Annotated in this window: 13 protein-coding genes; 5 read left to right on the forward strand and 8 right to left on the reverse strand. The window is 67.2% G+C overall.

All coding sequences use genetic code 11. The features are described 5' to 3' along the window. Nucleotides 1-66: 66 nt before the first annotated feature. Complete coding sequence (locus tag AAHM44_RS03945; protein WP_269576383.1) at nucleotides 67-552, forward strand: MarR family winged helix-turn-helix transcriptional regulator; 486 nt, start codon at nucleotides 67-69, stop codon at nucleotides 550-552. 115 nt (nucleotides 553-667) lie between these two features. On the opposite strand, the gene AAHM44_RS03950 is transcribed toward AAHM44_RS03945, so the two are convergent. Then, complete coding sequence (locus AAHM44_RS03950) at nucleotides 668-1330, reverse strand: O-methyltransferase (RefSeq protein WP_342249096.1); 663 nt, start codon at nucleotides 1328-1330, stop codon at nucleotides 668-670. A 97-nt stretch (nucleotides 1331-1427) separates the two neighbouring features. Here AAHM44_RS03950 and AAHM44_RS03955 point away from each other — a divergent pair, with 97 nt between their 5' ends. Further along, nucleotides 1428-2087 (forward strand): TetR family transcriptional regulator, encoded by a 660-nt coding sequence (locus AAHM44_RS03955; RefSeq protein ID WP_269576385.1) that lies wholly within the window; start codon nucleotides 1428-1430, stop codon nucleotides 2085-2087. Here AAHM44_RS03955 and AAHM44_RS03960 read toward each other — a convergent pair. The 7 genes from AAHM44_RS03960 to AAHM44_RS03990 form a co-directional block, all read right to left on the reverse strand. After that, a complete protein-coding gene (locus AAHM44_RS03960; RefSeq protein WP_446745948.1) occupies nucleotides 2076-3119 on the reverse strand; it encodes a rod shape-determining protein in 1044 nt (347 codons plus the stop codon). The two genes, AAHM44_RS03955 and AAHM44_RS03960, sit on opposite strands and share 12 nt — an antisense overlap. Nucleotides 3120-3315: 196 nt before the next feature. Further along, the gene (locus AAHM44_RS03965; RefSeq protein WP_269576387.1) at nucleotides 3316-3924 is read right to left on the reverse strand and encodes a hemerythrin domain-containing protein; all 609 of its coding nucleotides are present in this window, start codon (nucleotides 3922-3924) and stop codon (nucleotides 3316-3318) included. A 62-nt stretch (nucleotides 3925-3986) separates the two neighbouring features. Continuing rightward, nucleotides 3987-4784 carry a pyrroline-5-carboxylate reductase family protein gene (locus tag AAHM44_RS03970; protein WP_342249097.1) on the reverse strand — a complete coding sequence of 266 codons (798 nt, stop codon included), beginning with the start codon at nucleotides 4782-4784 and terminating at the stop codon, nucleotides 3987-3989. Further along, a complete protein-coding gene (locus AAHM44_RS03975; protein WP_446745949.1) occupies nucleotides 4781-5284 on the reverse strand; it encodes a YbjN domain-containing protein in 504 nt (167 codons plus the stop codon). Before AAHM44_RS03975 ends, AAHM44_RS03970 begins: the two co-directional genes overlap by 4 nt. 103 nt (nucleotides 5285-5387) lie before the next feature. Next, on the reverse strand, nucleotides 5388-5681 hold the full coding sequence (locus tag AAHM44_RS03980) for an accessory factor UbiK family protein (protein ID WP_269576388.1): 294 nt from the start codon (nucleotides 5679-5681) through the stop codon (nucleotides 5388-5390). Nucleotides 5682-5700: 19 nt separating this feature from the next. Further along, on the reverse strand, nucleotides 5701-6258 hold the full coding sequence (locus tag AAHM44_RS03985; protein WP_269576389.1) for a TspO/MBR family protein: 558 nt from the start codon (nucleotides 6256-6258) through the stop codon (nucleotides 5701-5703). A gap of 91 nt (nucleotides 6259-6349) precedes the next feature. Then, nucleotides 6350-7084, reverse strand: coding sequence for a TlyA family RNA methyltransferase (locus AAHM44_RS03990; RefSeq protein ID WP_342249098.1), 735 nt, complete (start codon nucleotides 7082-7084; stop codon nucleotides 6350-6352). Between the two features lie 107 nt (nucleotides 7085-7191). Between AAHM44_RS03990 and AAHM44_RS03995 the strand changes: the two genes are divergently transcribed. The 3 genes from AAHM44_RS03995 (at nucleotide 7192) to AAHM44_RS04005 (ending at nucleotide 9675) form a co-directional block, all read left to right on the forward strand. Then, nucleotides 7192-7656: a lysozyme gene (locus AAHM44_RS03995; protein WP_342249099.1), complete on the forward strand. Its 465-nt coding sequence runs from the start codon at nucleotides 7192-7194 to the stop codon at nucleotides 7654-7656. Between the two features lie 197 nt (nucleotides 7657-7853). After that, nucleotides 7854-8531: an RBBP9/YdeN family alpha/beta hydrolase gene (locus tag AAHM44_RS04000; RefSeq protein WP_269576392.1), complete on the forward strand. Its 678-nt coding sequence runs from the start codon at nucleotides 7854-7856 to the stop codon at nucleotides 8529-8531. A gap of 163 nt (nucleotides 8532-8694) precedes the next feature. Next, nucleotides 8695-9675, forward strand: coding sequence for an alpha/beta hydrolase (locus tag AAHM44_RS04005; protein ID WP_342249100.1), 981 nt, complete (start codon nucleotides 8695-8697; stop codon nucleotides 9673-9675). Nucleotides 9676-9826: the final 151 nt, after the last annotated feature.

Genomic DNA, 9826 nt, shown 5'->3' on the forward strand with positions numbered 1-9826 from the left:
TTACTCTTCCCGACTCTGCCTTGAGCGGCTTGCAGCGGGTTAGGCGCGGTGGCAGAAAGCGTCAACATGGCTGCCCCAATTCCTGCCTCCCCGCTGTTCCTGCGCGAGCCCGAGATCCGGCGCGGCGTGGAACTGCTCTATTTCGGGTACGCCCATCTGACCCGCTCGATCGATGCCGGCCTCGCCGAACAGGGCCTGGGCCGCGCGCATCACCGTGCGCTCTATTTCATCGCCCGCAAGCCGGACCTGACGGTGAGCGAGCTGCTCGCGATCCTCTCGATCACCAAGCAGTCGCTCGGCCGGGTGCTGACCGAGCTGGGCGACCGCGGCTTTGTCGAGACGCGCACCGGCGAGAAGGACCGCCGCCAGCGGCTGTTGCGACTGACCCCGGCGGGCGCCAAGCTTGAAGGCGAGCTGTTCGACGCGCTGCGCGGCAAAATGGCGGCGGCCTATTCGAGCGCCGGCCCCGGCGCGGTGGGCGGCTTCTGGGCGGTGCTCGAAGGACTGGTGCCCGAGAGCGAGAAACAGGTGGTGGCGGCGCTGGGGCGGTAGCATCCCCGTCATATCCGCGAGTAACCCCGTCATCCCCGCGAAGGCGGGGATCCAGAACCAAACAGGACATCGCCCGCGACCCTGGATCCCCGCCTTCGCGGGGATGACGGGGGAATTAGAGCCGGATCGAAAGCTCCACCTCGTCGCTGAACGGCATCGACATGTAGCCGTTCGCCACATCACCGACGCGCTCCAGATATTCCGGGCAGTAATCGGCATTGTCGGCCACCAGGATCGCGCCGCGGCGCAGCCGACTCTCCACCCGGTCGAGAATGTCCGAATAGAGCGCCTTGGCGCCGTCGAGCAGCAGCAGGTCGATATGTTCGGGCAGCTCGGTCGAGAGTGTCTCCAGCGCATCGCCCTCGCGGAACTCGACCAGGTCGGACAGGCCGGCCTCGGCGAGATGCGCCTTGGCACGGGCGAGCTTGGCGGGTTCGAACTCGGTGGTGATCAACCGGCCGCCGCCATTGTCGCGCAGCGCCGCCGCGAGATGGAGGGTAGACAGGCCGAACGAGGTACCGAACTCGACGATCGAGGTAGCACGCGTCGCGCGGACCAGCATGTAGAGCAGCCCGCCCACCTCAGGCGAGACCGGCAGGGCGAAATCGGCGAGCTTGGCGTAGAAGTCACGATACCCGGTCTTGCTGCGCATCATCGCGCGGTGATCCTCGCTGGTCGTGCCGGCGAAGAGCGGGCTCGCGGCCGGCGGGTTGGCATCGACCTCGGCAAACAGGCGCGCGAGCAGGGGCGCCACAGGGGCGCTGGAAAGCGTCGTCATCTTGGGGTTCTCCATGTGGAAGCAGGGGCTTGCCTGCTGATCCGGAAAATACGACTAGTTCGTCAGGTTTGACTATTCGCATTGGCCGGAGCCCCGTATGCCCCCTGCCCGCACCACCCGCGTCGCCTCGCGGAAAGAGCCCAGACAGGCGCGCTCGAACCAGCTGGTCGAGGCCGTGCTCGACGCCGCTGTTCAGGTTTTGACGAAGGAAGGCGCGCAGCGTTTCACCACCGCGCGAGTCGCCGAGCGGGCCGGCGTGAGCGTCGGCTCGCTCTACCAGTATTTCCCCAACAAGGCGGCGATCCTGTTCCGCCTGCAGAGCGACGAGTGGCAGCAGACCTCGGCGATGCTGCGCGCGATCCTGGAAGATGCGAGCATCCCGCCGCTCGACCGGCTGCGCCGGCTGGTCCACGCCTTCATCCAGTCCGAATGCGAGGAAGCGGCGATCCGCACCGCGCTGACCGACGCCGCCCCGCTCTACCGCGACGCGCCCGAGGCGATCCACGCCCGGGCGGAGAATGCTGGGATCTACGACGCGTTCCTGCGCGAGGCGCTGCCCGGTGTGGGCGAGGAGGAACGGAAGCTGGCGGGTGGCCTGATCAAGATGACGCTGAGCGGCGTCGGCGAGCGCTTCTCACAGAACCCGCGCACGGAGGCGGAGATCGCAGCGTGGTCGGACGCGCTGGCGGACATGTTGTGCGGCTATGTGGCAGGCATCCCGACCGCACAGGGCCGGGGCGACCAATCAGGTGGATGACATTGCGCCCCGATAGACCGGATCCTCGAGCGCACGCCCCGCACCCATAGCCACGCACATTAGGGCATTCTCCGCGACTACGACCGGCAATCCGGTTGCCTTGGACAGTACATCGTCAAGATGCGCGAGGAGGCTGCCGCCACCCGTCATCACGATACCCTGATCGAAGATGTCGGAGGCCAGTTCCGGTTCGGTTTTCTCGAGCGCGGAATGCACCGCCTCGACGATCTGGGCGGTCAGGTCCGCAAGGGCGTTTGCGATCTCGCCCTGGTTCACCTCCACTTCGGAAGGCATGCCCTTCACCAGATCGCGTCCCCTGACTTTCGTGGTCTGGCCGATGCCGTCCTCCGGAAGCCGGGCAGTGCCGATCTCGACCTTGATCCGCTCGGCGGTCGCTTCGCCGACCATGAGATTGTGCTTGCGGCGGATCGCGGAGGCGATCGCATCGTCCATGCGGTCTCCGCCGACACGAATCGATGCGCTATAGGCCAGGCCCTTGAGGGACAGGACGGCCACCTCGGTCGTGCCCCCGCCAATGTCCACGACCATGGCGCCGAGCGGTTCGGTGATCGGCAAGCCGGCACCGATCGCCGCTGCCATGGATTCCTCGATCAGATAGACCTTGCCGGCGCCGGCATTGGTGGCCGCTTGCTGGATGGCACGCCGTTCCACCTGGGTGGCGCTGCTCGGGATGCTGATCGCGATTTCGGGTCGCCGCCCGATCCGCATCGAACGGCCGCGGACCTTGTCGATGAAATATTTGATCATCTGCTCCGCGACATCGACGTCGGCGATGACGCCATCGCGCATGGGACGGATCGTGCGGACGTTGTCGGGCGTCTTCCCCAGCATCAGCTTCGCTTCGGCGCCGACCGCCCGGACGCGCGAGATGCCACCTGTCGTTTCCATCGCAACCACCGAGGGCTCGCTGAGGACGATCCCGCGGTCCCTCAGATAGATGACTGTGTTTACCGTGCCGAGGTCAATCGCAAGATCGTAGGAACCGCTCGAGAACAAACGAGAAAATCGCATCAAATTCAATCTGTTGGCACAAAATTCGCCTCACAGGATTGCAAGAGGCGACATCGGTTGCGCGGGCCCGTGCGGTGAGCCGGCGCAGGGCTCGGGTCAACCTGTTATCGGCTGAACGACCGACTGGGGCGCCGATATGAGTGCAACCGGGCTGGCGCCCCTTCCCTTGCCCCTGGGGGACGAGGGAGGAATTGGCTCACGCCACCTTGAACCCTTCCTTGTTCATCGTCAGCGTCAGCGCCTTGTTCTTCTCGTCGCTCAGCTGGGCGCGGAGCATCGGGAAGAGACGCATCTCCTCCTCGGCCATATGCTCCTCGATCTCACCGCGGAACTGGCGGACCTTGGCTATCCAGTCGGGCGAGGCGGTGGGCGTGTTCTCCAACTCGTAGAGATACTGCTTCACATAGCCATGTTCCCTGGTGAGTTCGTCGGCCGCCTGTTTCTGGCCTGCCTCGCGCAGCGCCGGGTAGATGACATTCTCCTCCTCCACCGCATGCTTCATCAGCGCGTGCTTGAGGTGCGCGAGCAGCAGGTTGCGCTTCGTCGTCGAATGCTCGTCGCTGGCCTCGATCTGGTCGAACACCTTGCGAACCGCCTCATGCTCGGTGGCAAGCGCTTCGTCCCAGTTTCCGGCGAGCGCCGTGGGTGCCTGGATCACCGCCTTGCGGCCGAGCAGCGCCAGCACCCCCAGCGCCACGCCGCCGGCGGCGGCTCCGGCGATCACCCCGAGATTGTGCGTCGTGCTCGTGCGCTTCGAACCGGTGAAACGGCCCTTGCTGTCGCGGGTTGCGGTGGTGGTCGTCATGGCTACGCCTCCAATGTTTCGCTGTCAGCGCAACAACGGAGGAGCGCGGCGGGCGTTCCGGCCTATCCGCGGGCTTCCGCCGCCATTTCGGCGTTACGCCGGGCGGAAGCGGTGAGCGTGGCGAGCAGCAGCTTCTTCAGCGCGTCGTCGGCATCGAGCACATCGAGCCCCTTTCGGGTCGATCCGCCCGGGCTGGCCACCCGGTCCGCCAGCACCGCAGGCGAGACCTCCGCAGCGCCGGCGAGCAGGCCGGAACCTTCCACGGTGGCGATGGCAAGCCGCTGCGCCTGACCCTCGGGAAGGCCGAGCGCGGCGCCGGCCGAGGCCAGCGCATCGATGAAGCGATAGACGAAGCCAGGCCCGCAGCCCTCGAGCGCGGTGACCACGTCGAACAGCTTCTCGTCGGCGATCCACTCGACCAGCCCGAGCGGCTGCATCAGCGCCTCGACCGAGCCGTTGGCGGGCCCGTGCAGCGCGACCACGCCCTTGCCGATCGCGACCGGCAGATTGGGCATGACGCGCACGATCGCGCCCGCATCGAAGCGCGAGGCGAGCGTGGCGATTTCGACGCCAGCGAGGATGGAGAGCAGCAGCGGCACGCCGGCGATGCTGGTGCCGTGCGCTTCGGCGATCGCGTCGATCTGCTGCGGCTTCATGCCGAGCATCACCGCATCGGGTAGCGGACCGGCAGGGAATGCGCGGCCCTGGCGGACGCCCGCGGGCAGTTCGCGGTCCTGGCGGTTGACGACGAAGACATTGGCGGGGTCGATCGTCCCCGCTTCGATCCAGCGGCGCAGCATCGCGCCGGCCATGTTGCCGCAGCCGACCAGCCACAAGCGGGCCGGCGGAGCGGCGCTCACGCTTCGCCCTGCGTTTCGATCAGGGCAGCGGCCAGTGCCTCGGCCGGGGTCTTGCCGCCCCACAGCACGAACTGGAAGACGGGGTAGAAGCGCTCGCACTCATCGACGGCGCTTTCGACCAGCAGCTCGGCCTGGGGCAGGCTGAGCGTCGGCTCATCGCCATCGATCATCGCGGCGTGGCGGAACAGCAGGATGCCGCTTTGCGACCAGAGCTCGAAATGGCCGATCCACAGCTGCTCGTTGACCAGGCCCACCGTCTCGTAGAGCGCCATCCGGCGCTCGTCCGGCACCCGGATGTCCGGGAATGCCAGGAACTGGAGCACGCCGTCGTCCTCGCGCCAGATCGCGCGAAGCTCATACTCCGTCCAGCTGCCTTTGACCTTCGCCACGATCTCGTCGTCCTCGCGGCTGTGGGTCCAGCCATGGGCGGCGAAATAGCTTTCGAGCATGTCGATAGGGGCTGCGTCGTCGCGGTCGAATTCCGCTTCGTCGAGCATCAGTTTCTCCACTGGGGCCGGATTGCTTGGCCAGAATCTGCCAATCGCACCGGGCCCGCACAAGCGCAGGGTTCGCAACCCTGCGCAAAAGCTGTGGACAAGGTGTTTATGCTTGCCCTTCCGTCTTTTTAGGCGATTTCGCCGCCTTGGGAGCCGCTGCGAGCTGCGATTCAAGTGCCGCCAGGCGTGCGGCGAGGGATTCGTTCTCGTCTCGGGCGGCCACCGCCATTGCCTTTACGGCTTCGAATTCTTCGCGCGAAACGAAGTCCATGCCGCCGATCCACTCGCGGGCACGCTCGCGCGCGGCACCTTCGGTCTCACGGGCGACGCCGGCGAGCGTGCCGGCCGCGCCGTTCACGAACTTCACGAAATCGTCGAACAGGCGGTTGTCGGTCTGCATTGTCGTGTTCCTTACGCGATCACTTGATCTGTATTTCGTCAGCCGGACGCGCGGATACAAGGCTTCCGGCGTTCGGGTTGAGCTCGTGGATCTGATAGAGGAGAAAGCCCGCGAACGCGATCCAGGCGAGATACGGGACCAGCAGCACCGCCGCAAAGGTGCGGATGCGGGCGAAAAGGATGAAGGTGACCAGCGCCAGCACGAACAGCGCGCCGATGATCGCCAGCGCCGCCACGACCTGGTGCATGCCGAAGAACACCGGCGACCAGGCCAGGTTCACCGCCATCTGCACCGCGAAGACGACCAGCGCGGGCCCGCGCAGCGCCGACCCGCGCGCGTTGATGATCATCGCCAGCGCCAGCCCCATCAGCACGTAGAGCGTCGTCCAGGCGACCGGGAACGCCCATTCGGGCGGCATGATCGCCGGCTTCACCAGCCGGGCGAACCAGGGATTGTCGCTGCCCGAGGGCGCCAGCCGCGCCGAGGTGATGCCCAGCAACAGGATGAACGGCACCGTGACCACGGCCCATCGCAGATAGGCGAGCCTCAGCTGCCCCTTCGATGCGATTTCCCTCAATGCGGCCTCCGGTTATGTGTGCGGCGAAAGGGCTATGTTGCAGCGCGCCGAAACGCAAGCGTTGCCATATGGGGTGTCCACAGCTTGTACATCAGCCGCGGGTCGCTCCGATCAGGAATTCGACATTGCCCTCGGGCCCGGTGATCGGGCTGGTCGCGATGCCGGCAACGTCCCAGCCCTGCGCCGCCACCCAATCGCGCACTTCGCGGCAGACGCGCTCGTGCACCGCGGCATCGCGGACCACCCCGCCCTTGCCCACTTCGTCGCGCCCCGCCTCGAACTGCGGCTTGATCAGCGCGACCAGATGCGCGCCCGGCCGGGCGAAGCGGAACGGCACTTCGAGCACCTTGGCGAGGGAGATGAAGCTCGCGTCGCAGACGATCACGTCGACCGGCTCGGGAATGTGCGCCTCGGTCAGGATGCGCGCGCTGGTCTGCTCATGGACGATCACGCGGGGATCCTGGCGCAGCTTCCAGGCGAGCTGGTTGGTGCCGCTGTCCACCGCATAGACGCGCGCAGCGCCCTTGCTCAGCAGCACATCGGTGAACCCACCGGTCGAGGAACCGACATCGATCGCCACCGCGCCGGTGACGTCCCAGCCGAAATGCTCGAGCCCGTGCGCCAGCTTGATGCCGCCGCGCGACACCCAGGGATGGTCGCGGCCCTTCACGTCGAGCACGGTCTCCTCGGGCAGCTGCTGGCCGGGCTTGTCGACCTTGCGGTCGCCGGCAAAGACCAGGCCGGCCATGATCAGCGCCTGGGCGCGGGTACGGCTCTCGGCCAGGCCGCGATCGACGAGCATCTGGTCGGCACGTTGCTTGGGCATGCAGCGCCTTTAGGTCCAACCGCTTCGGATGCAAAGCCGCGCGCCTTCAAACCCCGGCTGGGGCACATTGCGCCAAAGAGAGGGCCAGAGAGGGGGAGAGCATCGCCGTGACGCCCAGCCAGAATTGCATCGCGCTCGTCCAGGAGTTCGAAGGCTGCGCGCAGAAGCAGCCCGACGGCAGCTTCAAGGCCTATCCCGATCCCGGCACCGGCAAGCTGCCCTGGACGATCGGCTGGGGCTCGACCGGTGCCGACATCGTCGAGAACACGGTTTGGAGCCAGGCGCAGTGCGATGCCCGGCTGGAAGCGAACCTCACCAGCTTCTCCGCCCAGGTCTCCTCGCTGCTCGGATCGGCGCCGACCAGCCAGAACCAGTTCGATGCGCTGGTCGATTTCGCCTACAATATCGGCGTCGCCAATCTCGAGAGCAGCACGCTGCTGCGACTCCACAAGGCCGGCGACTATGCCGGCGCCGCGGCGCAGTTTCCGCTGTGGGACCATGCCGACGGCAAGGTGCTCCCGGGCCTGCAGAAGCGCCGCGCGGCCGAGCAGGCGCTCTACGAGAGGACGTAAGGGGAGCGGCGGCGTTCAAGATGTCGAAGGTTGGTCAGCTGTTCCCCGGCGAAAGCCCGGGAACCGAGAATTCAATGTCTTGGAACCTCCCCAACAGCTCGGCGCAATCGGGCTTCAATCCGGCGCAGAGCCTATTGCCTATCTATCTAGTAGGAATAAATTGGAGCTCCGGCCTGCCCTCCCTTGGAGTGCAATTGATGAGTATCTTTGCTCCGTTTGACGATCATTCGCCGATCGTCCTCACCGTCCCCGGGCTCGGTGGCTCGGGGCCCTCACATTGGCAAACGCTCTGGGAGCAGTCGCGCCCCGATACCAGCCGAGTCGAACTCGGCATGTGGAATACGCCCCATCGCAATGCCTGGGTGACCAGGCTCGACCAGGCGATCCGCGGCGCGCAGGCGCCGGTGGTGCTCGCCGCCCACAGCCTGGGCTGCCTTGCCGTCGCCTGGTGGGCCGAGCTTTCGCCCCAGCCGTTCGGCTGGCCCGTCGCCGGCGCGCTGCTGGTGGCCCCGGCGGATGTCGACCGGCCGGACGTGAAGTCCGAGCTGGCGGGCTTCTCCCCCGCCCCGGCGAGGCCGCTGCCCTTCCCCTCGATCACCGTCGCGAGCCAGGACGACCCCTGGATCTCGATCGAGCGCGCCCGCGATCTCGCCAAGAGCTGGGGCAGCTTCTTCGTCGATGCCGGCCCCCAGGGCCATCTCAACGCCGCCAGCGGAATCGGCTGGTGGCATGAGGGACAGGAGCTGCTCGACCGGGTGCTCGACGCCGCATCGGACCGCAGCGGCCGCGTCCGCTCCGCCGCCGATGCCCGCTCGATCCTGGCGATCAACGCAACCGAGGCTGCCCAGGCCCATTATCTGGGGAGCCATGCGTGAAGAATCGGCGGCCGGCCGGTGCTTTCGGCCAGCCGCCTCTGGTAACTGCCCGCAAATCCTCTACATAGGAAATGCGGGCGTGGCCGGGTGACGTACCCTAGAGCGTCACCCGGCCTACCCGCGCCCCTTTCCCTTACGTCCTGCTTGCGGTTAGACCGGCGCCATGGATCGCCGAGACCTGCTCGCCGCCGCCGGAATTGCCGGCCCGTTGCTGCCGCTTGCCGCCAGGGCCAGCGTAGCGCCGCCTACCGGCCCGGCCACTCCAGATGCCAGCTTCCCGCTCTGGCCCGGCGAAGCGCCCGGGCTGCTCGACAAGGCCCTCCAGGACCATGTCGTCGTCCGCAATCCCGACCCCGCTTTCCCCGATCGCGCGATGGATCACATCCGCACGCCGCGGCTCGACGTGTTCCGCGCGAAGGAGCCGAACGGCGCCGCGATGCTGGTCATCCCGGGCGGCGGCTATGCGCGGGTGGTGGTCGACAAGGAGGGCTATGAGCTGGGACCCTGGCTGGCCGCGCGCGGGATCACCGCCTTCGTGCTGTTCTACCGGCTGCCCGGCGACCCGTGGCAGGAACCGAGCAACGTCGCGCTGGCCGATGCCCAGCGCGCGATGCGGCTGATCCGCCACCAGGCACCGAAGTGGAAGATCGACCCGAAGCGCGTCGGCGCGATGGGCTTCTCGGCCGGCGGCCATCTCTGCGCCGATCTCGCCACCCGCTTCGACCGGAAGGTCTATGCACCGGTCGATGCCGCCGACACGCTCGACGCCCGGCCGATCCTGGCCGCGCCGACCTACCCGGTCGTCTCGATGGACCCGGGCTTCGCGCATATGGGCTCGCGCACCCAGCTGATCGGCAAGGATCCCAAGCCCGAACTGGCCGCCGAGCATTCGCCCGAGCGCCAGGTCGGCCCGAACACCCCGCCCTGCTTCCTCTGCCATGCCGAGGATGACGCGACGGTGCCGGTGCAGAACGCTCTGGCACTGCGCTCGGCGCTGGTGGCGGCGAAGGTACCGGTGGAGACGCACCTGTTCGAACGGGGCGGGCACGGCTTTGGCTGGGGCACGCGCACCGAGGGCAAGCCGGCGCATCTGTGGCCCGAGCTGTTCCTGGCGTGGGCCAAGGGGCATGGGTTGCTGGGGTAGCAGGGCTCAACATTCCGCTCCCTGCAAGGGAGGGGTTAGGGGTGGGTTAGAATAAGGTCGGGCTCGATGCCCGGCCTTTTCTGTTTTCCGATACCGTCTCGCTGGGCGCCGCCGGGAGACCGGGGGGGGGGGGGGGGGGGGGGGCGGGGGG

The sequence above is a fragment of the Sphingomonas sp. OTU376 genome, from assembly GCF_038440415.1.
Taxonomy (GTDB): Bacteria; Pseudomonadota; Alphaproteobacteria; order Sphingomonadales; family Sphingomonadaceae; genus Sphingomonas; species Sphingomonas kyeonggiensis_A.

What these genes read in the sequence shown, in the direction of transcription:
- AAHM44_RS03960 (WP_446745948.1), bottom strand. Translation starts at nt 3,119, where the DNA reads ATGCGATTTTCTCGTTTGTTCTCGAGCGGTTCCTACGATCTTGCGATT.
- AAHM44_RS04005 (WP_342249100.1), top strand. Translation starts at nt 8,695, where the DNA reads ATGGATCGCCGAGACCTGCTCGCCGCCGCCGGAATTGCCGGCCCGTTG.
- AAHM44_RS03965 (WP_269576387.1), bottom strand. Translation starts at nt 3,924, where the DNA reads ATGACGACCACCACCGCAACCCGCGACAGCAAGGGCCGTTTCACCGGT.
- AAHM44_RS03980 (WP_269576388.1), bottom strand. Translation starts at nt 5,681, where the DNA reads ATGCAGACCGACAACCGCCTGTTCGACGATTTCGTGAAGTTCGTGAAC.
- AAHM44_RS03955 (WP_269576385.1), top strand. Translation starts at nt 1,428, where the DNA reads ATGCCCCCTGCCCGCACCACCCGCGTCGCCTCGCGGAAAGAGCCCAGA.
- AAHM44_RS03990 (WP_342249098.1), bottom strand. Translation starts at nt 7,084, where the DNA reads ATGCCCAAGCAACGTGCCGACCAGATGCTCGTCGATCGCGGCCTGGCC.
- AAHM44_RS03945 (WP_269576383.1), top strand. Translation starts at nt 67, where the DNA reads ATGGCTGCCCCAATTCCTGCCTCCCCGCTGTTCCTGCGCGAGCCCGAG.
- AAHM44_RS04000 (WP_269576392.1), top strand. Translation starts at nt 7,854, where the DNA reads ATGAGTATCTTTGCTCCGTTTGACGATCATTCGCCGATCGTCCTCACC.
- AAHM44_RS03950 (WP_342249096.1), bottom strand. Translation starts at nt 1,330, where the DNA reads ATGACGACGCTTTCCAGCGCCCCTGTGGCGCCCCTGCTCGCGCGCCTG.